The sequence below is a fragment of the Pseudomonas sp. GW821-FHT01A09 genome (genome assembly GCF_058986725.1).
This window is the reverse complement of the sequence record NZ_JBYSWB010000002.1, coordinates 259,724-284,378: the sequence shown is the minus strand read 5'-3', so window position 1 is coordinate 284,378 and position 24,655 is coordinate 259,724. Positions and strand designations below refer to the sequence as shown.

Below are 24,655 nucleotides of genomic sequence, written 5' to 3'. Positions count from 1 at the left end.
GGCCGGAGAGACCGATTTCAGCGATTCCCGATCGTGGCGCTGGCCAAACCGGGAAAGTCTGTAATCAGGCTGTCCACGCCGAAGTCAGCGAGGCGGCGCATCAGTGCCGCATCGTTGACCGTCCATACCGACACATGCAAACCCTGGCGCTGCGCTTTCTGCAGGCGCTCGGGGCTGCACAGCGTCCAGTTCAGCGCCAGCAACTCACAGCCATAATTCTGCGCGACCTTCAGTGGGTCGAGCCACGCGTACTCGGCCACTAGCCCGCGGGAAATGTCCGGGGTGAACTGCTGGGCGGCGCGCAGCACTTCGCGGGAGCTCGAGGTGATGGTGATCTTGTCCAGCAGGTCGTAGCGCAGCGCCAGTTCGCGAATGGCCAGCACGGTGGTGGTGGCGCGAGTGCGCGAGGCGACCTTGACTTCCAGTTGCCAGTGCTCGAACTGGCACTCCTGGAACAGCGTCTCCAGTGTGGGAATAGGGCAAGGCGTGACCCAGCCGGGGCCACCCTTGCGGGCGTCGAAGGTGACCAGGTCGGCGGCCGTCTGCTCGATCACCTTGCCGCGCCGTTCCGTGGTGCGTTTCAGGGTCGGGTCGTGGATGACCATCAGTTCGCCGTCGCTGGACAGGTGCAAGTCCAGTTCGCAGCGCTTGACGCCGTGTTCCAGGCAGCGTTGAAAGCTGGTCAGGGTATTTTCCGGTGCTTCGCCTTTGGCACCGCGGTGGCCGTAGATTAGGGTCACGTCTGTTCCTTGATGAAATACGTCTAGGGATGCCGCACTGGCGTTAGGATGTTGCCCCGGGAGCCGGCGTCAGACCGCAGGCTGGTCGTCGCTGTGCTCCCGTGCCAGGCGCCGTTCGGCCGCCTGTTTTTGCAGAATATAGCGCGCCAGCAGTTGCCGCTGGGCGTCGGTCATGCCATCGAATTCCAGGCCGAGTTCGTAATGCCCAAGGCTTACCGCGTCGGCGCGGGTGACCCGTGCGCGCAGCAGCAAGCCCAACGCCTGCGGCATGAGCACGATCTTCACCGCGACCAGGCTGCCCACGGGGAACGACTGGGGTACCTGGCATTCCAGGCCGCCTTCGGAAATGACCACCGGCAGGGTGTCACCCAGTTCACCCAGCAGGGTATGGGCGACCACCTGGCTGAGGAGGTCGATACGCTTGTTCTGGGCCCGGAGAAAATTGCCCAGCGTGCGATCGCTGTCGCCCAGCTGGCGCAACAAGTGCTGGGATTCGAACTCGCTCAGATGCAGCTCGCTGAGCAGGTTGAACAGCGGCGAAGCATCTTGCAACACCTCTGCCCCCGTAGCGTCAGTCTCCGCCAATGGGGTAATTTCCAGTGCGATATGATCGTTGATGCGATAGTATTCGCGGCGATCTTCTTCATCTAATGTCGACATGGTTGAACCCATGGTGTTGGCGGTGTTCTGAGTGTAAGGCCGCTCGGCAAGCCCCGCCACAAGGACGTTCTTCTTTCACCCGAACAAGCCCCGACATGTTCAGACCTCTCTTCGTTTTCATTGGCACGCGTTATACCCGTGCCAAACGCCGTAATCATTTTGTGTCATTCATTTCCCTGACCTCGATGATCGGACTCGCCCTTGGCGTTGTCGTGATGATCGTCGTGCTCTCGGTCATGAATGGCTTCGATCATGAGATGCGAACCCGCGTGCTCGGGATGGTTCCACACGCCACCATCGAGTCCGCCAAACCTATCGACGACTGGCAGGCCCTGGCTGCGCGCGTCAAGCAGAACACCCAGGTGGAGGCGGTCGCGCCGTTCACCCAGATGCAGGGTCTGCTGACCAACAACGGCCGCGTGCAGAAGATGCTGCTCAACGGCATCGACCCGGCGCAAGAGCGCAAGGTGTCGATCATCGATGCGTTCATCAAGCAAGGCACGCTGGACGATCTCAAGCCCGGGGCGTTCGGCATCCTGCTCGGCGACAAGGCCGCCACCAAGCTGGGGGTGACCCTGGGCGACAAGGTCACTTTCGTTTCGCCTGAAGTCACCGTCACCCCCGGCGGCATGTTCCCGCGCATGAAGCGTTTCACCGTGATCGGTATCTTCCATGTCGGCGCCGGGGAACTGGACGGCTATGTCGGCCTGACCAACCTCCAGGACCTCAGCCTGCTGCACCGCTGGAAACCGGAGCAAGTGCAGGGCCTGCGCCTGAAGTTCACCGACCTGTTCAAGGCGCCGCGCACCGCCTACGAAATTTCCCAGCAGTTGGGTGATGGCGACTATTACTCGCGGGACTGGACGCGCACCCACGGCAACCTGTACCAGGCCATCGGCATGGAAAAATCCATGATCGGCCTGCTGCTGTTGCTGATCGTGGCGGTGGCGGCGTTCAACATCATTTCCACGCTGGTGATGGTGGTCAACGACAAGCGCGGCGACATCGCCATCCTGCGCACCCTGGGCTCGACCCCGGGGCAGATCATGGCGATCTTCATGGTTCAGGGCACGGTGATCGGTGTGGTCGGCACCCTGGTCGGCGCGGTGCTGGGCATCCTCGCGGCGCTCAACGTGAGTGCCGGCGTGGCGCTGCTGGAGCGCGCGATCGGCCACAAATTCCTGAACGCGGATGTGTATTTCATCGACTACCTGCCGTCGCAGCTGCAAAGCCAGGACGTGGTGATGGTCTGCGGCGCGGCGCTGGTCCTGAGTTTCCTCGCCACCTTGTATCCGGCCTGGCGCGCAGCGCGTACCCAGCCTGCGGAGGCGTTACGTTATGAGTGAGTTGGGCATGAGTGATAAAGCAGTTCTGAGTTGCCGCAATCTGGGCAAGTCCTATGAAGAAGGCCCTGAGTCGGTGGTGGTGCTGGCCAATCTGCAGCTCGAGCTGCGGGCCGGCGAGCGCGTGGCCATCGTCGGCAGTTCCGGCTCGGGCAAAAGTACCCTGCTGAACATGCTCGGCGGCCTCGACACGCCAAGTCAGGGCAGCGTATGGCTGGCCGGCGAGGAGCTGTCGGCGCTCAACGAGCGTGACCGCGGCCTGTTGCGCAATCGCGCACTGGGCTTCGTGTACCAGTTTCACCACCTGTTGGCCGAGTTCACTGCGCTCGAGAACGTGTGCATGCCGCTGCTGATCGGCAAGACCCCGATCCCCGAGGCCAAGGAGCGCGCCACGGCGCTGCTGACCCGCGTCGGCCTGGCCCATCGCCTGACCCACAAGCCTGCCGAACTGTCCGGTGGCGAGCGCCAGCGCGTGGCCATCGCTCGAGCGCTGGTCAACCGTCCCGGCCTGGTGATGCTCGACGAGCCCACCGGCAACCTCGATCAGCACACGGCACAGGGTATCCAGGACCTGATGCAGGAACTCAGTACTTCTTTGAACACGGCGTTTCTGGTGGTGACCCACGACCTGAGCCTGGCTCGGCAGATGGATCGCGTCCTGAAGCTCGAAGACGGCCACCTGGTCCCAATCTGATCGGCTTCGCCTGACGCGCCGCTGGTCGGTGGCGCGCCTGCTTCACTCTTTTTGTCACGGTGCGTTCATGTTCAGACCCTTATCGATCTTCATCGGCGCGCGCTACACCCGCGCCAAGCGCCGCAACCATTTCATCTCGTTCATTTCCATGACCTCGATGATCGGCCTGGGCCTCGGTGTCCTGGCGATGATCGTGGTGCTGTCGGTGATGAACGGTTTCCAGCGCGAGATGAGCGATCGCATTCTCGGTATGGTGCCCCACGCCATGGTCGTCGGCGACAAGCCGCTGGACGACTGGCGCCCGGTGGCCGACGCCGCGTTGAAGAATCCCGAAGTCCTGGCGGCGGTGCCGTTCACTGAAATGGACGGCATGATTTCCTTTCGCGGCGGCATGCAGCCGATCCAGATCAGCGGTGTCGATCCGGCCCAGGAAGGCAAGGTGTCGATCGTCGCCCAGCACATCACTCGCGGCAATCTGCAGGATCTGCGCCCCGGCGAATTCGGCGTGGTGGTCGGCGATATCACCGCGCGGCGCTTCGGCCTGACCGTGGGCGACAAGTTCACCCTTATCGTGCCCGAGATCAGCTCCGCGCCGGGCGGCATCACTCCGCGCCTGCAACGCTTGACGGTGGTGGGCGTATTCAAGGTCGGTGCCGAGCTGGACAGCACCATGGCCCTGATCAATGTCGCCGATGCCGCGACCATGCAGCGCTGGCAGCCGAACCAGGTGCAGAGCGTGCGGCTCAAGCTGAAGGATCTGTATGCCGCGCCGCAAGTGTCGAAAACCATCGCTGCGAATCTGGGCGCCGGTTACCAGGCCGATGACTGGACTCACACCCAGGGCAGCCTGTTCAGCGCCATGAAAATGGAGAAAACCATGATCGGCCTGCTGTTGCTGATGATCGTCGCGGTGGCGGCGTTCAACATCATCGCCACCTTGATCATGGTAGTGAACGACAAGGGCGCCGACATCGCCATCCTGCGGACCATCGGTGCCACGCCGCGACAGATCATGGGGGTGTTCATGGTTCAGGGCACGGTGATCGGTGTGGTCGGCACGCTGATCGGCGGCGTGCTGGGGGTGATCGCGGCGATCAACGTCAGCGCCATGGTCGGTTGGGTGGAGCGCGTCACCGGCGAGCATATCTTCACCTCGGACGTGTACTTCATCAGCAACCTGCCGTCGCAGCTGGAGTGGAGCGACGTGGCGCTGATCTGCTCGGCGGGGTTGATCATGAGCTTTCTGGCGACTATCTACCCCGCCTGGCGGGCCTCGCAGGTCGAGCCGGCGCAGGCGTTGCGGTACGAGTAAGTGCGTGCGCAGATAGTCCTGTAGCGAGGGGGCTTGCCCCCGAAAACAGTCGAGTCAGCGCCATCTAAGGGGCAGGCAGATTTTCGGGGGCAAGCCCCCTCGCTACAGGGTCAGCGGGAGGATGATTCTGAACGCTGTCCAGCCGTCGCTGCAGCTGCAGTCGATACTGCCGCCATGGGCGCGGACGATCGAGCGGGTGATGGCCAGGCCCAGCCCGGCGTGCTCGCTCTGGCCGCCGCTGCGGGACGGGTCGGCACGGTAGAAGCGATCGAACAGCCGCGCTATCGCCGGCTCCGGGATAGGTTCACCCTGGTTGGCGACTTCGATGGTCACTCGGGTATCGTCCTGTCTCAGCGCAATGCGCACTTGCCCCTCGGTCGGGGTAAAGCGCAGCGCATTATCCAGCAGATTGGACAGCGCTCGACGCAGCATGGCGCGATCACCTAGCGCCTCGGCATCGCCCTCACGCAACAGCCGCACCCCGGCGTCTTCGGCCAGCGGTGCGAAGAACTCCAGCAAAGCATCCACCTCATCCGCCAGCTTCAGCGGTTCGCGCCCGGCCGGCATCAGCCCGTGCTCGGCCTTGGCCAGGTAGAGCATGTCATTGACCAGCTGCGCCATCCATTGCAGGTCTTCGAGGTTGCTGTGCAGGGCCTCTTCATAGTCTTGCGCGCAGCGTGGGCGGGTGAGGGTGACTTGCGTGTGGGTCAGCAGGTTCGACAGCGGCGTGCGCAGTTCATGGGCGATATCGGCCGAGAACGCCGACAGCCGAGTAAAGGCGTCGTCGAGGCGCGCGAGCATGGCATTGAGCGACTGGCCAAGGTCGGCCAGTTCCGGCGGCAGGCCCTGGACCGGCAAGCGCGTGGTCAGCGACTGCGCCGAAACGCCGGCGGCGACGTCGGTCATGCGCCGCAATGGTCGCAAACTGAGGCGTGCGGCCCAGGCGCCGAGCAGTGCAGTGGCCAGCGCCGAGAGCCCCACGGTCAACCAGATCAGCCCGTGCATGCGCTGCAGAAAGTGCTGGTGGTGGGTGATGTCGAGCAGCAGCGTCAGGCGTGGCGATCCCGGCTGTTGCGGATCGAGGGCGGCGCTGTAGGTGCGAAATTCGCCATGGCCGGTATGCAGGGTCGCCAGCTGCGCATTTCGGGCGGCGGCAGGCAGGGCGGGGCGACTGTTGAACCACTCGATGCCGTCAGAGCCAATCACGCGCAAACCCTCGTCAGGTTGCCGAGCCAGCTCGAGTTGCAATATCGCGCGCCGTGCCTCGAAGCTCGCTGGATCTTCGGCACCAACCAACACGGCGCGCAGGCTCGTCATACGGCTGTCCAGCAGTTGCTGATCGAGTTCGAGAAAGTGCGCCTCGCTGGCGGCATTGAACAACAGCCCGGCAACCAGCGAGACCGCCGCCGTGCAGGCGGCGAACAACAGCGCCAGGCGTGCGCTCAGGGACAGCTTCACCGCCTGGCCTCGAGCACGTAACCCATGCCGCGCACGGTGTGGATGAGTTTTTCCGGGTGTTCGTCATCGATCTTCAAGCGCAGGCGGCGGATGGCGACCTCGATGACGTTGGTGTCGCTGTCGAAGTTGATGTCCCAGACCTGGGAGGCGATCAGCGATTTGGGCAGCACCTCGCCGCAGCGGCGCATGAGCAACTCCAGCAGGGCGAATTCCTTGGCGGTGAGATCGATGCGCTGGTTGCCACGCTCGACGCGGCGGCGAATCAGATCCAGACGCAAGTCGTCGACTTCGAGGCTGGTTTCCTGGGTGGGCTGGGCGCCGCGCCGCAGCAGGGTGCGCACCCGCGCCAGCAACTCGGCGAAGGCGAAGGGTTTGATCAAGTAGTCGTCGGCACCCAGTTCCAGGCCATGCACGCGATCGGCGACGCTGTCGCGGGCGGTCAGGAACAACACCGGCACGTCCATTGCGGCGTTGCGCACCGCCTGGAGTATCTGCCAGCCGTCCCGTTGCGGCAGCATCACGTCGAGGATCAGCAGGCTGTAGTCGCCGCTCAAGGCCAGGTGCTGGCCGCTGAGGCCGTCGTTGATCAGTTCGACCGCATAGCCGGCCTCCTGCAGGCCTTGGCGCAGGTAGTGTCCGGTTTTGACTTGGTCTTCGACGATCAGCAGTTTCATCTGGCGCTCGGTGATGGCAGGCGAGGGAGGTGCACGGGCGTTATACCCTGAGCACGGCAGTGGGCGGGTTAGCTGACAAAGTTGTAATGCGCCTGTCAGGCGACTGCCAGCGCGCTCGGCCTACAGTGTCCCATAGCCTGCAGCCCGAGGCCTAACACCCTTGGGCCAGGAGTCGCTTTGCCACGGATCTGGAGAAGACCGCGCATGAACTTCATTCGTCACTTGAGCATCGTCACGCTTACCTTGGCCGGTAGCGCCTTCGCCAGCTCTGCCATCGCCAATGAGGCCAGCTTCGATTTCGGCCATGCAGCCAAGGCCAGCCAGGCTACCCGCACCGTCAAGATCACCCTCGCGGACATGTCCTTCAGCCCCAACACGCTGGAGGTCAAGGCCGGCGAGACGGTGCGCTTCGAACTGGCCAATACTGGCGCCGTGGTGCATGAATTCACCCTCGGTGATGCGGCCTTGCAGGCCAGTCACCAGAAGGAAATGCTGGCGATGGCCGCCATGGGGCATGACAAGGACACCCATGGCGCCATGGCCGGCATGCATCACGACGCCAACAGCATTACCCTCAAGCCAGGTGAAAGCGGCGAGCTGACCTGGACCTTCACGCGCGCCACCGCGCTGGAGTTCGCCTGCAACGAACCGGGCCACTACCAGGCCGGCATGGTCGGCCAGCTGAAAGTCGACAAATAACCGCGCCGTCGGCCCTTGGGCGCTGAAACCGGCACGCAAACCCGATAAACTGCCCGGGTTTATTCAGCCAGGTTTTTGCCATGCACCCCGCCGCCGAACACTCTCCGCTGGGCAAGTCCAGCGAGTACATCGCCACTTACACGCCGTCGCTGCTGTTCCCCATTCCGCGCGCGGCGAAATGGGCCGAATTGGGCCTGAGCGCCGAGACCCTGCCGTATCAGGGTGTGGACTTCTGGAACTGCTTCGAGCTGTCCTGGCTGCTGCCATCCGGCAAGCCGGTGGTGGCGATCGGCGAGTTCAGTATCCCCGCGGACTCGCCGAACATCATCGAGTCGAAGTCCTTCAAGCTGTATCTGAATTCGTTGAATCAGACGCCCTTCGTCAGCGCCGCGCAACTCCAGGTCGTGCTGGAGAAGGACCTGTCAGCCGCTGCGGGTAAACCGGTAGGCGTAAGGATTCGCAGCCTCGACGAGGTGCAGGCGGATGGCGTGGCGAAGCTGCCGGGGGTGTGCATCGATGATCTGGACATTAGCGTCAGCCAGTACGAGCACCCACAACCCGAGTTGCTGCGCTGCAATGCCGATCGCCTGGTGGAGGAGACTGTGTACAGCCACCTGCTCAAGTCCAATTGCCCGGTCACCAGTCAGCCGGACTGGGGTACCGTGGTGGTGAGCTACAAGGGCGCGGCGCTGGATCACGCCAGCCTGCTGGCCTATCTGGTGAGCTTTCGCCAGCATTCGGACTTTCACGAACAATGCGTGGAGCGGATCTTTCTGGATCTGCAGCGTTTGTTGAAGCCGCAATCGCTGACGGTGTATGCGCGTTATGTGCGACGTGGCGGGCTGGATATCAATCCGTACCGCAGTACCGAGGCGCTGGATGTGAGTAACGTGCGTTTGGTCCGCCAGTAATGCCGTTTCTGTAGCGAGGGGGCTTGCCCCCGAAAAGGCTGCCAGCAACATTCTGTGTGGCTGTCCCACCGAATCGGGGGCAAGCCCCCTCGCTACAGGACCGTGTAGGCCTTATACCCCGATGTTGCCCAGCGTCACCGCAATGTTGCGCAACACTCCGGCCACCGTAGGGTGTTCGACCTCGAACGTCTCCGCCGCCACATTGATACTGTCGACCATGCTCGGTCGTTCCTGGGTGGCTTTTTCAAGCTCGATTTCGCTGCCGATCTGTTGCATCAGGTCTTGCACTCGCTCGCGCTCTTCCAGCGTCAGCGATGGGTTCTGGTCCAACTGTTCACGCAGGGCGATCAATTGTTCTTGCAGTTCACGGACAGGCATGTGGATCTCCCTTCTAGGATAGGCATAACCATTGACCGCAGCGCGGTTGCAAAGGTCCATGGCCACCACATGAGCATAATCCATGGACTTTCATTGCGCTTGATACCGGTCATTTATGCTGTTGATAGGCAAAAATGTTTCAACCGGCCTTATACTGGGTTTTTTTAGAACCGGCCTTTGTGCCTGCCAATTGTTTTTAAAGGGAGTATGTATATGCGCAAGATCGGCTCGGCAACCCTGGATCGATTGGCAATGGCCTGTGTGCTGGCGACCGCGTTCCTCGCGCCGGTGGCGGCTCAGGCTGCGGATGAGGCGAATCCTGATCCATGGGCCGGTTTCAACCGTCCAGTGTTCAAGTTCAACGATTTCGTCGATAAATACACCCTCAAGCCGCTGGCTCAGGGTTATCAGAAAATCACTCCGCAGTTCGTTCAGGATGGCGTGCACAACTTCTTCCAGAACATCGGCGACGTCACCAACCTGGCCAACGATCTGTTCCAGGCCAAGCCTCGCGCGGCCGGTGTCGACACCGCGCGTCTGATCTTCAACACCACCTTCGGCCTGCTCGGTTTCATCGACGTCGGCACCAAGATGGGCCTGCAGCGCAACGACGAAGACTTCGGTCAGACTCTGGGCTACTGGGGCGTAAGCAGCGGCCCGTACGTGGTCCTGCCGTTCTTTGGTCCAAGCACCGTGCGCGACGCCTTCGCCAAGTATCCGGACACCTACACCGCTCCGTATCGGTACGTGAACGATGTGCCAGTGCGCAACACCGCGTTCGGCATCAATCTGCTGGATACCCGTGCGAACCTGTTGTCCTCGGAGAAGCTGATCAATGGCGATCGCTACACCTTCGTGCGTAATGCGTTCATGCAGAATCGCGAGTTCAAGGTCAAGGATGGTCAGGTCAAAGACGATTTCTGATTTGTCCTGATACAAAAAAAAGGCGACCCAGGGTCGCCTTTTTGGTGGGCGGCGATCACGCGGGCGCGGTGGCCAGCCCGAGGATCTGGTTGCCGTCACCCAAGTCTTCGACGCGCACCACCTCGGCCTCGACGTTATACGGATCCAGATTGGGGGTGGGCGAGGGCAAATGCACTGCCAGTACATCCCCCACGGCCAATTGCGAGCGGGATTGGACCTGCATGCCGTTGCTCGACAGGTCGACGCACACCCCGCTGAACTCCAGCCCCTTGAAATGCAATGTGACGTTGGCATTGATAGTCATGCGGATGTAATCGCGTTTTTCGCTGTAATCCCTGTCGCTCTGGCTCATGCTTCATACTTCCATATCGTTGCTGTTCAGGGGGTTTTTATAACTCCCGGTCATTTGCCGTGTAAAGTCGTCAGGCGACCATCGGTGCAAGCTTGAAACCCCTGCCGGATGGGAGTACCGTCTGCGCCTTACAGGGCACCTCTAATATTTGCCGCAGCAGGGATTCCAGTCCCGCTGCCTCCAGTATAAGAGAGGCTGGAAGTGAATCCAGTAGGCGAGTGCAGCCCAGGCCAAACTCCTACGTCCACCTATTTCTGGCGCCGTTTGCCCACATGCAGAAAACCAGTGCCACGCTGCTGTTAATCGATGACGACGACGTAGTGCGCGAGAGCCTCGCAGCCTACCTCGACGACAGCGGCTTCAGTGTCCTGCAGGCCAGTAATGGCCTGTTGGGCCTTCAGGTGTTCGAGCAGAAGCAGCCCGACCTAGTGATCTGCGACCTGCGCATGCCTCAGGTGGGCGGCCTCGAACTGATTCGTCAGGTCACCGAGCGCTCCCCGCAAATCCCGGTGATCGTGCTTTCGGGCGCCGGCGTGATGAACGACGCGGTCGAAGCGTTGCGACTGGGCGCCGCCGATTACCTGATCAAGCCCCTCGAAGACCTCGCCGTGTTGGAGCATTCGGTCCGCCGGGCCCTGGATCGTTCCCGTCTACTGGTGGAGAACCAGCGGTACCGCGACAAGCTGGAAACCGCCAATCGCGAGCTGGAGGCCAGCCTGCACTTGCTGCAGGAGGACCAGAACGCCGGACGCCAGGTGCAGATGAACATGTTGCCGGTCAACCCGTGGGTGACCGATGGCTTCAAGTTCGAGCACCAGATAATCCCCTCGCTGTACCTGTCGGGTGATTTCGTCGACTGTTTTCGCGTTGATGAGCACCGCGTGGCATTCTATCTGGCTGACGTGTCAGGTCATGGTGCCTCTTCGGCGTTCGTCACGGTGCTGTTGAAGTTCATGACCACGCGGCTGATGTTCGAATCGCGGCGTGGGGGCAGCATGCCCGAGTTCAAGCCGTCGGATGTGTTGGGGCATATCAACCGCGGTCTGATCAATTGCAAGCTCGGCAAGCACGTGACCATGGTCGGCGGCGTGATTGACGAGCATACTGGTCTTCTCACGTACAGCATTGGTGGCCATCTGCCGCTCCCGGTGCTCTATACTGAAGATCAGGTGCGGTACCTGGATGGTCGTGGCCTGCCGGTCGGTCTCTTCGACGAGGCCACATACACCGACCATGTCCTTGAATTGCCGGAACGTTTCAGCTTGACGCTGCTGTCTGACGGCATTCTGGATCTTTTGCCGGGTGAAACGCTCAAAGACAAAGAGACTGCCTTGCCTGAAATAGTCAAAGCAGCAGGCGGTTCCCTGGATGGGTTACGTCAAAAGTTTGGATTGGCCACACTGGGGGAGATGCCGGACGATATCGCCCTCCTGGTGTTAAGCAGGAACCTTGAATGAGTACTGGTAGAATCCAGTTCGCCGAGCAGAATGGTACGTTCGTTCTGAAGTTTGTCGGTGAAGTGCGTCTGACGTTGTGTTCGGCGCTGGATGCGACTATTGAAAAAATCTTCACTGCCCTGAATTTCTCTGCGATCGTCATCGATCTCACCGAAACCCGCAGTATCGACAGCACTACACTTGGCTTGCTGGCCAAGTTGTCGATCCTTTCGCGGCAGAAAGTCGGTTTGCTCCCCACTGTCGTGACGACTCACGAGGACATCACGCGCCTGCTGTCGTCCATGGGCTTCGATCAGGTGTTCAACATCGTCAATCGTCCGATTCCCTGCACCGATTGCCTGACCGACCTGCCATCGCAGGATCAGTCCGAAGACATCGTCAAGGCCAAGGTCCTCGAAGCCCACAAGATCCTCATGGGCCTCAATGACTCCAATCGCGAAGCCTTCCACGACCTGGTCAACGCCCTCGAGCGCAGCTGACCCCGCCCTGGCTATAGGCACAAAAAAGGGCGACTCACTGCGAGTCGCCCTTTTCACATCCCCAAGCTTGATCAGACCTTGCCTTGCAGCAACGCCTCCAGTTTCTCCTGGTCGCGTGCGAACTGGCGGATGCCCTCGGCTAGCTTCTCCGTGGCCATGGCGTCCTCGTTAGACTCCCAGCGGAATTGCGCCTCGTTCAAGGTCTTGCGCGCTTCGCCAGTGCTACCCGGCTTGAGTACACGTGGCAGCTCGCCCTGATCTTCGGACAGCTTCTGCAACAGTTCCGGGCTGATGGTCAGGCGATCGCAGCCGGCCAGCTTCTCGATCTGGTTCAGGTTACGGAAGCTCGCGCCCATGACCACGGTTTCGTAGCCGTTGGTCTTGTAGTAATCGTAGATGCGCGTCACCGACTTCACGCCCGGGTCATCGCTGCCGGTGTAATCGGTGTTGTTGGCCTTTTTGTACCAGTCGTAGATTCGGCCCACGAACGGCGAAATCAGGAACACACCGGCATCGGCGCAAGCCTGGGCCTGAGCGAAGGAGAACAGCAGGGTGAGGTTGCACTGGATGCCGTCGCGCTCCAGCTGCTCGGCGGCGCGGATGCCTTCCCAGGTGGAAGCCAGCTTGATCAGCACGCGATCACGGCTGACGCCAGCTTTATCGTACAGCTCGATCAGCTGGTTGGCTTTCTTCAACAGTGCCGGGGTGTCGAACGACAGGCGCGCGTCCACTTCGGTGGAGATACGGCCAGGGATGACCTTGAGAATACCGCTGCCCACTTCCACGGCAAAACGGTCACAGGCCAGGCCCACATCGCCGTTGTTGCCTTCGACGACCTTCTTGAGGATGTCCGCGTAGCCGGCGATCGAGGCGGCCTTGAGCAGCAGCGACGGGTTGGTGGTGGCATCAACTGGCTTGAGGCGGGTGATGGCGTCCAGATCGCCAGTGTCCGCGACCACCGTGGTGAATTGCTTGAGTTGTTCCAGCTTGGAAGTCATGAGCGCTCTCTAGTCCTTTTGCGGTTGGACGACAATACTCCAGCAGTTGCGGCGCCTCAAGGCCCTGAAGGCTTGGCGCGCGCCGCTGCTGAATCGATTAGGTATTCGGCTGTCAATAATCGTTCGAGTGCCGACGCGGTCACTGGTTCCGCAGGTTTCATCTACCCTCGATGATCAACGCCGCCTGATCCAGCACCTGCAATGGGTCCGGATGCTTGTGAATGTCCACCGACAGCATCTGCCGAAACTTGCGCGCCCCCGGGAAGCCCAGCGCCAGGCCCAGCACGTGGCGGGTCACATGGTGCATGGTGCCGCCTTCGGCGACATGCTTGGCGATGTACGGGCGCAGCTGATCCAGCGCTTCGCTGCGGGTGATCACCGGGGCCATGCTGCCGAACAACTGCTGGTCGACTTCAGCCAGCAGATACGGATTGTGATACGCCTCGCGGCCCAGCATCACGCCGTCAAACGTCTGCAGATGGGTGTGGCAGTCGGCCAGGGTCTTGATGCCACCGTTGAGCACGATCTCCAGCCCCGCAAAGTCTTGCTTCAATTGCGCGGCGACGTCGTAGCGCAAGGGCGGAATATCACGGTTTTCCTTCGGCGACAGGCCTTCGAGGATGGCGATACGCGCATGCACGGTAAAGCTGCGGCAACCGGCTTCCCGCACCTGCCCGACGAAATCGCACAGCTCGGCGTAGGAATCGCGGCCATTGATGCCGATGCGATGCTTGACGGTGACCGGGATCGACACCGCATCGCGCATGGCCTTGACGCAGTCCGCCACCAGGGCCGGGTGGCCCATCAGGCAGGCGCCGATCATGTTGTTCTGCACACGGTCGCTCGGGCAGCCGACATTGAGGTTGACCTCGTCGTAGCCATATTGCTCGGCGATCTTGGCGCAGGCGGCAAGGTCGGCGGGGTTGCTGCCGCCCAGCTGCAGGGCGAGGGGGTGCTGGGTGTCGTCGTAACGCAGGAAACGGTCGGTGTCGCCGTGGAGCAAGGCGCCGGTGGTGACCATTTCGGTGTACAGGAGGGTGTTGCGGGAGAGGAGGCGCAGGAAGTGGCGGCAGTGGCGGTCTGTCCAGTCCATCATGGGGGCAACGCTGAAGCGTCTTGAGGGCTCAGGCCGCGTGTTTACTGGGGTTAACTCTGTTTTTAATGACATTTTGGTCTGCGTATTTTTTACCATTTTCGGGCGTTTTCGGGCATTTTTTCGAGGTCGGTGGTAAGATTTACCACTTCGACATCGACTCTTACCACTTTTGCCATGGCTACTATTCGAGTGAGAAAACTGGCGGACGGGACCGTTCGCTACACCGCTCAGATCCGCATCAAGCGTGATGGGGCGCAAGTCTACCAAGAGACCCAGTCGTTCGTACGAAAACAGGCCGCACAAGCCTGGATTAGACGACGTGAGGCAGAGCTCTACGAGCCTGACGCGATCGAAAAGGCCAACAGGGTCGGTATCCCGCTGGCCGAGATTATCGATCGCTACTTACAAGAGGTCGAAAAGGCCCGCCCATTAGGGAAGACCAAGCGCGCAACGCTAAAAGCGATCTCACTGACCACTCTGGGTCAGGTATTGGATTCGCAGATCAATAGTCAGCGTCTGGTCGAGTACGCGCTTTGGCGGATGAGCAAGGCTGGCGGAGATGTCCAGCCGCAGACCGCAGCGAACGATATGGCTCACCTTGGGGCTGTGCTCTCGGTCGCGAAGCCTGCCTGGGGCTATCAAGTTGACCAGCACGCTATGGCCGACGCCAGAAAGGTCCTGAAAAAACTCGGCTATGACATGAAAAGCCAGGAGCGATCGCGCCGGCCCACCAAGGATGAGTTGCAGAATCTTCTCCAGCATTTCAGTGCTGGTCAGAAGATAAGGCCTACCTCGATCAACATGGTCAAGGTGCTAGGTTTCGCAATGTTTTCAACTCGGCGCCAGGATGAAATCACCCGTATTCGATGGGCCGATTTAGATGAGGAGGAGCACCGGATACTCGTCCGAGACATGAAGAACCCAGGGCAGAAAATCGGTAATAATGTGTGGTGCCACATTCCATATCCTGCGTGGGAAATCCTGCAAAGCATGCCGAGGAAATGTGCGGAGATCTTTCCCTACAACCCGGATTCCATTTCCGCCTCTTGGACCCGTGCATGCAAGTTCATAGGCATTGAGGACCTGCATTTCCATGACTTGAGGCATGAAGGCGTCAGCCGGCTCTTTGAAATGGAGTGGGACATCCCGCGGGTAGCCTCGGTCTCTGGTCACCGCGATTGGAACTCGATGCGACGTTACACGCACCTCAAGCGTCGCGGTGATGTTTGGCTGGAGTGGGAATGGATCGAGAGGATGATCAAGTCGCCTGTAGAGCTAGGCTCGAGGGTCGCGGTCAACGTCGCGCCACGGCGAAAGCACCGTTGAGTTGACGGCACTCTTTGAGCGCGGCTTCTCGTTGCTCATCCAAATAGTTGGCCAGGTCTGTAATGTGGATGCCTTTGGCGCTCTTTTGGCTTGGCTCCAAGCGAGTAATGGGGATCTTGATTTGCCCTGCCAGTACCTTGCGTTGGAACATCTCTATCGTGAGATGGGTGAAGTAGTCAGCACAGACGGCGCTCAGCGGGATGATAGCTTTGCCTTCGTATTGAGCCATTAGCAGGAAAACGGTGTTCATCCTTGGTCTCCTAATGTGGGGCGCTCGGGCTGGGGCGCTATTCACATTGACCGTTTTTGCCTGCTGGGAAGCCCGAAAATACGACGCGGGCTGACTCGAATTTTGAGCGAAGGACACTATGGAAGGTATTGGCGTTGGCTAGACGAAGCGCTGCTACGGAGAATTTATGTCCACCCTCGGCAGTAGCGTGAAACTCTCTATCCCTAGTATGGGGTGCAAGGGGTCGAGTGTTCGAATCACTCCGTCCCGACCATTTATTCTGAAGACATCCAAGAGCTTAGCCGTTATTGGATTTTTTTATGTCCAAGATTTTCTCCCCGCTCACGTTTTTGCCCCCACTTTTTGCCCCACCCAGATTTTCCTCCGTTCTAACGGCCCATCAACGTATGTCCAAACTTGCTCTGGAATCAACGCCAGTGGGTGCAAGTACTTTGCTGACGTAATGGAATAGCGCATCTACATCACGCCAGACGTGGGTGTGTATGTAGTGAACTAATGAGACCTGACATCGCCGGCTGTGCGAGGTTGATCAGGAGAGGGTCGCAGGCCAGGCTGATGCCGATACGCAAGCCTTGATCAGCGAGATAGCGCAGCTTTCCAAGGAACTAGGTTTCCTGATCGGCGCGGACAACTTCTATCGCAAGCTGAAAACCTTGATCGATGTGATGAGCTGGCTGCGCAGCGGATGAACCTTCCATATATAGGCCGACCCGGGGGCCGGATCACCGATTCACCCACCCGGGACACGCTAATTCACATTCACCGATGTGGGCAGATCAACTGCGGCGAACCCATTGCCCGTAATACCGACCCGGCTCATAGCGCACCCTAGACGCCCTTGCGCTGCGAATCCCCGCCCTTCGAAAATCAATTTGATACAGGCGGCTACCGTTCGTCGGGGACATACGTGCGATGGAGTCCGCTTATGCCTATTCAGAAGGGGAGCAAGATGCAACGCACACGGCGTGAGGCCGCTCGTGAAGCCCTATGTACCCCACGAACGCCCTAGCATTTTCGTTCTGACGAGCGCCAAATGGGCACCTCGTGAATGAACAGCTAAGCCGCCAGACCTGGCGATAGCAAAATGACACCAGCCCAGCTTCGTGTGCTGGACAAAATGCCACCATTTCGATACGCTGTTTCGAAGAATAAAGAGTGATACTCAGACGCTCATCAACTAGTTAGCGGTGCTACCTTAAACTTTATATTTGGAATGGAGTCCACGATGATGTTCGCTCAGACCTGTCTCTCCTTTTAGCGCATTTCTGCTGAGATCAATCTTGATCAGGGATTAGTTTCATGAGCCAACGGCTCAGAAAATTATCTACTGCAGGAACCAAAAATGGCTAACGGAAAAATCCTCAGGCAACTCTTCAAAGCCGGCACCCTAGGTGATCCAGCGGCGTTTCGCCTCGCATCCGAAGCGATCATTGAAGAAGAGCGCCAGAAGCAGCATCACCTGCTTGCTAACGATCTGGAACAGATCCTCTACGGTGGAGACCTGCACAACCAGTCTTCCCCGAGAAAACCAAAGTTTGAGTTCGACATTCCTACGGATAAAGAGCGTGGGCTCCCCCTGCTCGACATTCGTCCCCCCAAACGCTCACTGGAAGAAATCATCCTTCCAGAAACCAGCTCTGCAATGGTTGAAGAAATGCTAGAGGAGCATCGTCGCTCGGACATCCTGCGCAGCTACGGTATGAGGCCTTCGGGTAAGGTCATCTTCTTCGGCCCTCCTGGTTGCGGTAAAACGCTCGCAGCCGAAGTGGTGGCCTTTGAGCTGGATAGACCACTGGCGATTGTTCGCCTGGACGCGCTCGTTTCGTCGTTTTTGGGCGAGACGGCTGCCAACCTGCGCAAAGTCTTTGAATTCATTGCCGACCATTCGCTTGTCGTACTTTTCGATGAGTTTGATGCGATTGGTAAAGAACGTGGCGATAGTGCTGAGCACGGCGAGCTTCGTCGTGTAGTCAATGCGGTGCTGCAGATGATGGATGCCTACGACGGCAAAAGTTTGATCCTTGCTGCAACCAACCATGAGAGCATCCTGGACTCGGCCATCTGGCGTCGTTTTGATGAGGCGATCGAGTTCCCGCTTCCGAACCGCGCACAATTGACGATGTTACTTAAGCTCAAATTGAGGGGCATTCGGCGGCAGTTTGAATTGGACGACGACGAGCTGCTCGCAGAGTTTGAAGGGAAAAGCGGGGCCGACCTGGAGCGTGTGGTTCGCAGGGCCGTTAAAAGAATGATTTTGAGGGGCCAAGAATTCCTTACTATCAAAGAATTGCGCAGCGCTCTTGTTCGCGAAGGACTTCGAAAACATTAACCACCCAAATCAGGGATGATGTAATTGGCTACCTACAAACACCTCACGATCAATCGTGAGCAGCTTAGTAATGATCGTCGCACGAGACAAGCGCCTCCCCCGCGAAAGATTGATGACCTCAGAGGCCATGGGCAGAAGCTCAATCGCTATTTCGCGACCGCCAAAGCTGAAGTCCAAAATCAGAACGCCTCCCAAGACAGCGCCACTTATATCCTGAAAATTCGCTATGAGGGGGCATTAAACTTTAAGCACCTCAACATCCATGGCCTAGAGTTTGTAAGCCATGAGGGCAAGGAATTATGCGTTGTCTTCGCTACCGAAGAAGGTCTCGCCAAATTCCAGGAGCATCTGAACAAGTTGGGGGTTTCAGGCGAAAGCCTCACCTACAAACAGGTGCTGACCGCGATTGAGGGCATTGACAGCTGGTCTGCCGAGGATCGGATGAGTTGGGCACTTCAGAACAAAGGAATGCCCCAAACGCAGACATTCGGTCTCGATGTGGAGCTCTGGCCGTATCATACGGCCAACCATCCCGTCCGTCTCAGAACCCACACCAATTTCGAAGCCTGGCTGGCTGGCATCGGCGCGAGGCAAATTGATCGCATCAACCTGGACAGCCTCCTCATGTATCGGGTGGAGGTTAACCAGGAACAGGCCGATCAGTTACTGGATCATCGCGACGTCCGGCTGGTAGATCTCATTCCTCAGACTGGTATCAGTTTTCCCCAACTGGACCGTGATATCGCAGAGCTTCCGCTCAACATTCTCGCGCCCCACGCGGATGCTGCCCGAGTCTGCATCTTGGACAGCGGTATCAACACCAACCACCCGCTGCTGCGCTCCGCTATCGGTGAGAGCCACTCGTTTGTTCGTGGTCAGGATGAATTTGATGAGGCGGGCCACGGTACAGCGGTGGCAGGAATCGTGCTGTATGGCGACGTTGAAGCTTGCGATCAAAGCAACTACTGGCATCCCGCATTTTGGCTGTTCAACGCCAAAGTGATGCGCAAGTGTGAGCACTCAGACGAGGCAGTGTTTGATGAACACGCGGTCGAAACAACGCTCACCAATGCCATCGAACATTTCATTGACCTCGGCTGTAGGATTTTCAACCTGTCGCTAGGCAATTCAAACGCGCCCTACGACGGTATGCATGTCCGAGGACTGGCGTACATCCTCGATGTTCTTGCACGCAAACATAACGTCCTGTTTGTGGTGTCGACCGGAAACTTTCGCGGATCAATGGATCCGCCTGTTCCCGTGAACAGCTGGCGAGAAGAGTACCCGGAGTATCTCCTGAACTCGCAAAGCGTGATCATCGATCCAGCCCCGGCGCTGAACGTGTTGACGGTGGGAAGCGTTGCTCGCCACAACGCCACCGTGGATAGCCAGAAATACCCTGACATCCATCAGCTTTCGCCGGCTAGCGAATCACAGCCATCCCCTTTCACACGGCACGGCCCATCTGTGAAAGGCGCACTCAAACCTGAGCTGGTAGCACCTGGCGGCAATCTCGCTAGCCCGATGCGGCGCGATGGGGAGCAATGGGATCCCAGCACAAGAGGACTTGGCGTACTCACGCTCAATAATGCGTTTCAGGGCAACACCGTCTTCAAGGAAATCAGCGGAACGAGCTTTTCGGCCCCATACGTCACGCATTTGGCAGGGCGCTTGCTGAACGAATACCCTGAGGCGTCGGCGAATCTGCTTCGAGCCATGCTTGTCAATCACGCTTATTTCCCGACGGAAGTTGAATCAACCTTCACTGACGAAATGAAGAAGGCTTACCACAAGGATAAGGCGACTTGGCAGCGCGAAATTGCCCGAGACGTCGGTGGATATGGCCAGATCAGCGACAACGATCTTTTCCGATCTTCCGACCATTGCGTCGTGCTGATGTGTGAAGAAGCCATTGAGCGCGATTCCAGCCAATTCTATGAACTCCCTCTTCCTCCCTCATTCCTTCGCGCGTCACGCGGGCAGAGAGAGCTCAGCATCACCTTGGCTTACACGCCGGCTGTTCGAACAACCCGAATTGAGTACGTCGCCACTCAGATCAGCTATCGACTGGTAAAGGGGGATTCCCTGGAAGCGGTGCAGAAGTCCTTCAATCACGCCTACCAGAAGGACGAAGCGACTCGCAACGATGACATGACCGGAAATCGTGATATCTCGGCGCAGTTGCGCAGTAAAGGCACAGTTCAATCCTCACGGTGGACGTTCAAACAACGCAACCCCAAAGAAAAGTGGTTCGTCGTTGTCACCCGATCAGACAGAGACTGGAATCACCCCGATGTTCTGGACAAGGAACACTACGCACTCGTGGTGACTGTCGCCGATCGGGACAATGAAGAAGCGCAGCTTTACACACAAATTGAGACCGTCCTCGCTGCACAGGTTCAAGCACGCAATCAGGCAAAACTGGAGGCCCGTCAACGCGCAACTGGCTGAGTCGAGATTGGAGGCCCGAGAACGCGCCATGAGCCAAGTGCCGTATACGTTTCACACTGATACCTGCCCGTCGCCCAGACCAAAGCCAAAACCGGACACGTACAGGCTTCCGACTCTCGCAACGGTTAACGCATATATTGGCTGGATCGAGCACCGGTCAGGCAGTGTACAATTCGCCATCATGCCAATGCGCCAAGCTTAAACCTAGCTGTGCTGTCGATGGCGAATAGAACAGGATTGTCAGGGAACGAAATGAGGACACCAGAGGATCTGAAACTCGCAGCCGCAATATTGTGGCTTAACATTCATTCCGCTAGAGCCACTGATAGGATTGTGAGCTCTATTGGGGTCTATCGTGTCTGGCAAAACGCACCTGCCGACGAGTTTCAGAGCAAGCTTGTTTTCAGCTTAAAAACATCCAGCATGATGGTTCTAGAGCGTCTGTTAGCTCATCTGCAGGATCTCAGACTGAGCCCCGAGTCTGACGAGCTGCTGCTCCGGCTGAACAGCATGTCAGAAGCTCAGTTTTCCAGCTACGCCAGAACCCACAGCTTCAAACAGGTGGTGAGGGATTCCATCACATTGCCATCTGAGATGGTAGGCAGCTTGGGCATTGACGCCGCTGACACCCATCACTCCGAACGCAAAGCCGGTCGACCCACTGCAGTCCCAGAAACTCCAGGCATCCGTGTGAAACCTTTGAGCCAGATCCACCCGGCTCCGTTCACATCCCAAGGATTTGGAGTGACTGCGCCGGACGCTACGACCCATAGCGTCTTTTTTGGGACGGACAGGAACCATATCTCCAGCCACCTAAAATCCGAGTTTGGCGACGCGCGAAACGAAGCCGGCATCACCTATGGCGTCGCAGAGGTTTCGATCCCTCACGTCCATAGCGAAGGAAGCATCGAGCGCCCGAAAAAAAAATTCAGGCTCTTCGCAACAACTGAAAATCCCAACCTGCATATCGTCATCCACAAACTTAGCACCCGCACCCTACAGGACTGGATTGAGTCAGCGAAGATGACCGACGCTGATGGCCTGCTCTTCATACATGGCTTCAATGTCACCTTTGATGAGGCGCTTTGGCGCACCAGTCAGCTCTGTCATGACCTGAAGTTTGCCGGGCGCAAATTCTGTTACTCGTGGGCGTCTTGCGGCAGGGTTCTGAGTTATCCAACAGACGAGGCAACGATTGACTGGTCGGTGGCCCACCTTCGCGAGTTCCTGCACACCATCACCCAAAACCTCGGCCTGAGGCGGCTCCATATCATCGCGCACAGCATGGGGAATCGAGCTCTGCTTGCCGTGCTTGAAACCTGGAAGCACGTGGAGGGAGAAACGCCGATCAGCCAGATAGTCCTGGCTGCTCCCGATGTAGATACGGGGCGTTTCAAGCAAATCGCCAAGGTGTTTGGCCATTATGATCAGGTAACGCTGTACGCCTCGCGCGACGATAGGGCCATCCAAGTCTCCAGGGCTGTCAAATCACTGCCCAGGGCAGGAGATGCCAATCCCCCCATTGTCATGACAGGGCTGTCGACGGTCGATGTCACAGCCGTCGCCGGCGAGTTGTTCGGGCTTGGGCATAGCTACATCGCCGCCACCTCCCCCGTGTTCCGTGACCTGTATTACATTATCCAGGAGGGGCTGGCTCCGGAAAAGCGAGCCGGGGTTCGCAAATGCGATGACGGGTATTACATACTCAGCTAGCGAAGCTCCGATCAACTTGCCGCGCAGCGATGGCAGGCCGTAATTCACCAGGCACGCAGCGCTATTCCCTCAAAACGGCGTAACGAAGTGTGCAAAACTGCATCTCTGAACTCGTAAAAATAGGGCGGCTCGAGTTTATGCAGATGACACCCGATCCTCAGCTATCGGTCAATCTAAGAAATGGGTTGTTACTCAGCCTGTTTGTACTGAGTTCTAGCGGGTCTTTTATCAAGTAACCGTTCAATTTTCCGCGCTTTCGGGGACCTTGTACATGGCAGGCCCAGATGTTCTCGCCGTTTGGCCTGCGCCGGTGAATGTTCATTTTCTCAAAGCTTTTCTGCACCCTTGGCCAGTCTTGTGTACTGTCGATATGAACTCCTTGCTCCTGACACTCCATGGCGTAGCGTTGGAATATACCCGGGGTTACCAGGAAGTAAGTGCCGTCGACGGTGTGCACCTTGGCTCTGCTGTCATTGATGATCAGCGCATGGCTCTGCAGACCTGCCCGCAACCACTCTAGGAAACGTTTGCCGAGATCGTTGTTGTTTTGCTCCTCGGCCATCGGCGTTTTGGACAGCACGGCACTTTGATCGAGATCGGGCGTCTCGAACAGCTCCAGTAGCGGCCCTAGATAGTCACTGTAATCTGCTTCGGGATAAATTTCCGATGGATCCGAACTTCGTTGACTGTGTGGCGGGGAATGGCTGGCTGCGGGTAGGGAGGGGCTGTAAGCGGCAATTGATGCCGGTGGTTGAATGTGCACAGGCTCGATATCGACGATGGGGGCTACCGTACCGACAAATTCCGGTGGCCTGGTTTCATCTGCCCAAATGAGTGGTGGCTGCAGTCGCAAGAAGGTGAATTGTTGCTGCCAATCACCGTCGACGACAGTGGCCTTCCAAACTGCCTTACCTTCGCTGTTAGCCTCTACCATCCCGTGGGACTGCAATTCGTCGAACAGCGCAATGTTGGATGACGGCACACCATCAATGGATTGAGCGAGCAAGTACACTCTAATTTTATCCGCAGCTACCTTACTGACCAGCCACAGTGCTTCGTCTGTCAGCCAACCTGCCGCACCGGCCTGGTTGAGCTTGAGCTCGTTCTTCACTAGGTGACGGAGTGCACTGAGTAAATGGTGCTGTAGTGACCGTACGGGGGCTTGCAACGCCTTTGCGGGATTGCCACCAATATTCTGTGCGGTGGAGATGCGATCAGCCTGGGTGACCAGCTCGCCGAGCACGCCGGCATGCTCGTACTGGCCGGCAAGCACGTAAAGCAGGCTGCACCAGGGCGTAGGGTAAGCGCTGAGCCAGTCCAGAATGTCCCGATCGAGAATCTGGGAGAAGACCAGGCCTGCAGCCGCATTATGCAGTTTGTAGTCGCGACCGGTGACATAGCGAAACCGGTAGGGATGTTCCAAGGGGCCATGCCACGGGTGCCACCCTTGGCCGGTGAGGTACTCCACCTCTAAGTCCACGGCCACCTTGCCAATGTCGTGCAGCAGTGCCCCATAGGCGATGGCTGCCGACCAGGCATCCGCTTGCACGGCCTGATCCTCGGGTGCGGCCGTGGCAGGGAGGAGGTGGGACTGACGCAACTTCAGCGCGGTGGCCACCAGTTCCAGGCCATGATCGAGCATGCCGCCGGTATAGGCGTGGTGATGGCTTTCACTGGCGGGGAGCAGTTGGACGTATTCGGCATAGCGTAACAGCGGCTGTCGGTAGAGCTGCTCGAACTGTTCCGTCGACAACGCGGTGTACTGCCAGATACGTTCCATCAGCCGTTGACGGTGTGGTTCAGCCAACAAATGGGTAGGAGGGTGCACCGGCGTCCAGCCTAACGGTACCCCATGACCAGGCTCTGACGGTACAGGGCCCTTTTTCCGTTCAAACAGCTTGCGCATCAAGTCTCCACCGTTTTGGCAGGGCAGGGCCTTTTTGGCTTTTCGCGGATAGGCCTCTTACCCTTGATCCCCGTTCCCTTCATCCATTGACTCTTTGCCATTCCCTTTAACATGCTGGCTCCTTACCTTTTTAGTGCTATATCGGTATGCATTCCGTCATTTTAAAAGTTGAACCACCTATGGGCGGCTGTTTCCTTCTCGGCGTAGAATCGTCCTATTCAGAAACATAAGGCGCAGTTGTGACGCTGAGTGATGCTACATTGATCCTGTTGCTGGCCGATCGCATTCACGGTACCGATGAGGCGATCCGGCCAGCCGCGAAGCGTTGCGTGAAGAAGTTGCCACGCAGCAAACGCGAACTGATCTATAAGGTGGTGGATAGCTCAGCGCCCCGTGAGCTAGTCGCGCACCTGTGTGCGACGCTTGATATCGAGTAACGTTAGGGTCGTATGCGGAGCCATCGCTACTAGTCACGAACGTGTTGTCTCAGGATTTGCTCCTAATC

At 58.5% G+C, this 24,655-nt stretch carries 23 protein-coding genes; 13 read left to right on the top strand and 10 right to left on the bottom strand.

From position 1 onward, the window contains the following. Positions 1–17: 17 nt before the first annotated feature. Positions 18–740 carry a glycerophosphodiester phosphodiesterase gene (locus AC3WJP_RS03565; protein WP_493719852.1) on the bottom strand — a complete coding sequence of 241 codons (723 nt, stop codon included), beginning with the start codon at positions 738–740 and terminating at the stop codon, positions 18–20. Between the two features lie 69 nt (positions 741–809). After that, the gene (locus tag AC3WJP_RS03560) at positions 810–1,400 is read right to left on the bottom strand and encodes a PilZ domain-containing protein (RefSeq protein WP_493719851.1); all 591 of its coding nucleotides are present in this window, start codon (positions 1,398–1,400) and stop codon (positions 810–812) included. A gap of 95 nt (positions 1,401–1,495) precedes the next feature. Between AC3WJP_RS03560 and AC3WJP_RS03555 the strand changes: the two genes are divergently transcribed. The 3 genes from AC3WJP_RS03555 (at position 1,496) to AC3WJP_RS03545 (ending at position 4,749) form a co-directional block, all read left to right on the top strand. Continuing rightward, positions 1,496–2,746 (top strand): lipoprotein-releasing ABC transporter permease subunit, encoded by a 1,251-nt coding sequence (locus tag AC3WJP_RS03555; RefSeq protein WP_493719850.1) that lies wholly within the window; start codon positions 1,496–1,498, stop codon positions 2,744–2,746. 7 nt (positions 2,747–2,753) lie between these two features. After that, positions 2,754–3,437 carry a lipoprotein-releasing ABC transporter ATP-binding protein LolD gene (gene lolD / locus AC3WJP_RS03550; RefSeq protein WP_493719849.1) on the top strand — a complete coding sequence of 228 codons (684 nt, stop codon included), beginning with the start codon at positions 2,754–2,756 and terminating at the stop codon, positions 3,435–3,437. 67 nt (positions 3,438–3,504) lie between these two features. Next, entirely contained in the window at positions 3,505–4,749 is a 1,245-nt protein-coding gene (locus AC3WJP_RS03545; RefSeq protein ID WP_493719848.1) for a lipoprotein-releasing ABC transporter permease subunit, read from the top strand. A gap of 102 nt (positions 4,750–4,851) precedes the next feature. Here the strand turns inward: AC3WJP_RS03545 and AC3WJP_RS03540 are convergent, their stop codons facing one another. Both AC3WJP_RS03540 and AC3WJP_RS03535 read right to left on the bottom strand, forming a co-directional pair. Further along, positions 4,852–6,207 (bottom strand): heavy metal sensor histidine kinase, encoded by a 1,356-nt coding sequence (locus AC3WJP_RS03540; RefSeq protein ID WP_493719847.1) that lies wholly within the window; start codon positions 6,205–6,207, stop codon positions 4,852–4,854. Then, the gene (locus AC3WJP_RS03535; protein WP_493719846.1) at positions 6,204–6,881 is read right to left on the bottom strand and encodes a heavy metal response regulator transcription factor; all 678 of its coding nucleotides are present in this window, start codon (positions 6,879–6,881) and stop codon (positions 6,204–6,206) included. Before AC3WJP_RS03535 ends, AC3WJP_RS03540 begins: the two co-directional genes overlap by 4 nt. A gap of 204 nt (positions 6,882–7,085) precedes the next feature. Between AC3WJP_RS03535 and AC3WJP_RS03530 the strand changes: the two genes are divergently transcribed. Continuing rightward, complete coding sequence (locus AC3WJP_RS03530) at positions 7,086–7,580, top strand: cupredoxin domain-containing protein (protein WP_493719845.1); 495 nt, start codon at positions 7,086–7,088, stop codon at positions 7,578–7,580. 80 nt (positions 7,581–7,660) lie between these two features. Further along, complete coding sequence (queF, locus tag AC3WJP_RS03525; RefSeq protein ID WP_493719844.1) at positions 7,661–8,491, top strand: NADPH-dependent 7-cyano-7-deazaguanine reductase QueF; 831 nt, start codon at positions 7,661–7,663, stop codon at positions 8,489–8,491. A 111-nt stretch (positions 8,492–8,602) separates the two neighbouring features. On the opposite strand, the gene AC3WJP_RS03520 is transcribed toward queF, so the two are convergent. Then, the gene (locus AC3WJP_RS03520; RefSeq protein WP_493720001.1) at positions 8,603–8,869 is read right to left on the bottom strand and encodes a DUF4404 family protein; all 267 of its coding nucleotides are present in this window, start codon (positions 8,867–8,869) and stop codon (positions 8,603–8,605) included. A gap of 252 nt (positions 8,870–9,121) precedes the next feature. On the opposite strand from AC3WJP_RS03520, the gene AC3WJP_RS03515 reads away from it, so the two are divergent. Next, a complete protein-coding gene (locus AC3WJP_RS03515; RefSeq protein ID WP_493720000.1) occupies positions 9,122–9,793 on the top strand; it encodes an MlaA family lipoprotein in 672 nt (223 codons plus the stop codon). Between the two features lie 55 nt (positions 9,794–9,848). On the opposite strand, the gene AC3WJP_RS03510 is transcribed toward AC3WJP_RS03515, so the two are convergent. Next, entirely contained in the window at positions 9,849–10,145 is a 297-nt protein-coding gene (locus AC3WJP_RS03510; RefSeq protein WP_493719843.1) for a PilZ domain-containing protein, read from the bottom strand. A 272-nt stretch (positions 10,146–10,417) separates the two neighbouring features. Between AC3WJP_RS03510 and rssB the strand changes: the two genes are divergently transcribed. Both rssB and rssC read left to right on the top strand, forming a co-directional pair. Then, positions 10,418–11,602: a two-component system response regulator RssB gene (gene rssB, locus AC3WJP_RS03505; protein ID WP_493719842.1), complete on the top strand. Its 1,185-nt coding sequence runs from the start codon at positions 10,418–10,420 to the stop codon at positions 11,600–11,602. Then, positions 11,599–12,081: an anti-sigma factor antagonist RssC gene (rssC, locus tag AC3WJP_RS03500; protein WP_493719841.1), complete on the top strand. Its 483-nt coding sequence runs from the start codon at positions 11,599–11,601 to the stop codon at positions 12,079–12,081. Before rssB ends, rssC begins: the two co-directional genes overlap by 4 nt. A gap of 71 nt (positions 12,082–12,152) precedes the next feature. On the opposite strand, the gene tal is transcribed toward rssC, so the two are convergent. Both tal and dusA read right to left on the bottom strand, forming a co-directional pair. Beyond that, the gene (gene tal / locus AC3WJP_RS03495) at positions 12,153–13,079 is read right to left on the bottom strand and encodes a transaldolase (RefSeq protein ID WP_493719840.1); all 927 of its coding nucleotides are present in this window, start codon (positions 13,077–13,079) and stop codon (positions 12,153–12,155) included. Positions 13,080–13,236: 157 nt separating this feature from the next. After that, a complete protein-coding gene (gene dusA / locus AC3WJP_RS03490; protein WP_493719839.1) occupies positions 13,237–14,247 on the bottom strand; it encodes a tRNA dihydrouridine(20/20a) synthase DusA in 1,011 nt (336 codons plus the stop codon). 102 nt (positions 14,248–14,349) lie between these two features. Here dusA and AC3WJP_RS03485 point away from each other — a divergent pair, with 102 nt between their 5' ends. Further along, a complete protein-coding gene (locus AC3WJP_RS03485) occupies positions 14,350–15,501 on the top strand; it encodes a tyrosine-type recombinase/integrase (RefSeq protein ID WP_493719838.1) in 1,152 nt (383 codons plus the stop codon). On the opposite strand, the gene AC3WJP_RS03480 is transcribed toward AC3WJP_RS03485, so the two are convergent. Next, the gene (locus AC3WJP_RS03480) at positions 15,470–15,751 is read right to left on the bottom strand and encodes a pyocin activator PrtN family protein (protein ID WP_493719837.1); all 282 of its coding nucleotides are present in this window, start codon (positions 15,749–15,751) and stop codon (positions 15,470–15,472) included. The two genes, AC3WJP_RS03485 and AC3WJP_RS03480, sit on opposite strands and share 32 nt — an antisense overlap. A gap of 1,342 nt (positions 15,752–17,093) precedes the next feature. Between AC3WJP_RS03480 and AC3WJP_RS03475 the strand changes: the two genes are divergently transcribed. The 3 genes from AC3WJP_RS03475 to AC3WJP_RS03465 all read left to right on the top strand — a co-directional run bounded on the left by AC3WJP_RS03475 (position 17,094) and on the right by AC3WJP_RS03465 (position 22,244). Beyond that, positions 17,094–18,080 (top strand): AAA family ATPase, encoded by a 987-nt coding sequence (locus AC3WJP_RS03475; RefSeq protein WP_493719836.1) that lies wholly within the window; start codon positions 17,094–17,096, stop codon positions 18,078–18,080. A gap of 24 nt (positions 18,081–18,104) precedes the next feature. Continuing rightward, positions 18,105–20,531 carry a S8 family peptidase gene (locus tag AC3WJP_RS03470; protein WP_493719835.1) on the top strand — a complete coding sequence of 809 codons (2,427 nt, stop codon included), beginning with the start codon at positions 18,105–18,107 and terminating at the stop codon, positions 20,529–20,531. A 252-nt stretch (positions 20,532–20,783) separates the two neighbouring features. Further along, positions 20,784–22,244, top strand: a complete 1,461-nt coding sequence (locus AC3WJP_RS03465; protein WP_493719834.1) for an alpha/beta hydrolase — start codon at positions 20,784–20,786, stop codon at positions 22,242–22,244. Between the two features lie 157 nt (positions 22,245–22,401). Here the strand turns inward: AC3WJP_RS03465 and mobH are convergent, their stop codons facing one another. Then, positions 22,402–24,150: a MobH family relaxase gene (mobH, locus tag AC3WJP_RS03460; RefSeq protein ID WP_493719833.1), complete on the bottom strand. Its 1,749-nt coding sequence runs from the start codon at positions 24,148–24,150 to the stop codon at positions 22,402–22,404. A gap of 239 nt (positions 24,151–24,389) precedes the next feature. On the opposite strand from mobH, the gene AC3WJP_RS03455 reads away from it, so the two are divergent. Beyond that, the gene (locus AC3WJP_RS03455) at positions 24,390–24,587 is read left to right on the top strand and encodes a DUF7740 domain-containing protein (protein WP_493719832.1); all 198 of its coding nucleotides are present in this window, start codon (positions 24,390–24,392) and stop codon (positions 24,585–24,587) included. The last annotated feature ends 68 nt before the right edge of the window (positions 24,588–24,655 follow it).

Excerpts from the sequence above, each read along its gene's own strand:
- AC3WJP_RS03560 (WP_493719851.1), bottom strand. The coding sequence starts at position 1,400 with ATGTCGACATTAGATGAAGAAGATCGCCGCGAATACTATCGCATCAAC.
- AC3WJP_RS03555 (WP_493719850.1), top strand. The coding sequence starts at position 1,496 with ATGTTCAGACCTCTCTTCGTTTTCATTGGCACGCGTTATACCCGTGCC.
- lolD (WP_493719849.1), top strand. The coding sequence starts at position 2,754 with ATGAGTGATAAAGCAGTTCTGAGTTGCCGCAATCTGGGCAAGTCCTAT.
- AC3WJP_RS03545 (WP_493719848.1), top strand. The coding sequence starts at position 3,505 with ATGTTCAGACCCTTATCGATCTTCATCGGCGCGCGCTACACCCGCGCC.
- AC3WJP_RS03535 (WP_493719846.1), bottom strand. The coding sequence starts at position 6,881 with ATGAAACTGCTGATCGTCGAAGACCAAGTCAAAACCGGACACTACCTG.
- AC3WJP_RS03530 (WP_493719845.1), top strand. The coding sequence starts at position 7,086 with ATGAACTTCATTCGTCACTTGAGCATCGTCACGCTTACCTTGGCCGGT.
- queF (WP_493719844.1), top strand. The coding sequence starts at position 7,661 with ATGCACCCCGCCGCCGAACACTCTCCGCTGGGCAAGTCCAGCGAGTAC.
- AC3WJP_RS03520 (WP_493720001.1), bottom strand. The coding sequence starts at position 8,869 with ATGCCTGTCCGTGAACTGCAAGAACAATTGATCGCCCTGCGTGAACAG.
- AC3WJP_RS03515 (WP_493720000.1), top strand. The coding sequence starts at position 9,122 with ATGGCCTGTGTGCTGGCGACCGCGTTCCTCGCGCCGGTGGCGGCTCAG.
- AC3WJP_RS03510 (WP_493719843.1), bottom strand. The coding sequence starts at position 10,145 with ATGAGCCAGAGCGACAGGGATTACAGCGAAAAACGCGATTACATCCGC.
- rssB (WP_493719842.1), top strand. The coding sequence starts at position 10,418 with ATGCAGAAAACCAGTGCCACGCTGCTGTTAATCGATGACGACGACGTA.
- rssC (WP_493719841.1), top strand. The coding sequence starts at position 11,599 with ATGAGTACTGGTAGAATCCAGTTCGCCGAGCAGAATGGTACGTTCGTT.
- tal (WP_493719840.1), bottom strand. The coding sequence starts at position 13,079 with ATGACTTCCAAGCTGGAACAACTCAAGCAATTCACCACGGTGGTCGCG.
- dusA (WP_493719839.1), bottom strand. The coding sequence starts at position 14,247 with ATGTCATTAAAAACAGAGTTAACCCCAGTAAACACGCGGCCTGAGCCC.
- AC3WJP_RS03485 (WP_493719838.1), top strand. The coding sequence starts at position 14,350 with ATGGCTACTATTCGAGTGAGAAAACTGGCGGACGGGACCGTTCGCTAC.
- AC3WJP_RS03480 (WP_493719837.1), bottom strand. The coding sequence starts at position 15,751 with ATGAACACCGTTTTCCTGCTAATGGCTCAATACGAAGGCAAAGCTATC.
- AC3WJP_RS03475 (WP_493719836.1), top strand. The coding sequence starts at position 17,094 with ATGGCTAACGGAAAAATCCTCAGGCAACTCTTCAAAGCCGGCACCCTA.
- AC3WJP_RS03465 (WP_493719834.1), top strand. The coding sequence starts at position 20,784 with ATGAGGACACCAGAGGATCTGAAACTCGCAGCCGCAATATTGTGGCTT.
- mobH (WP_493719833.1), bottom strand. The coding sequence starts at position 24,150 with ATGCGCAAGCTGTTTGAACGGAAAAAGGGCCCTGTACCGTCAGAGCCT.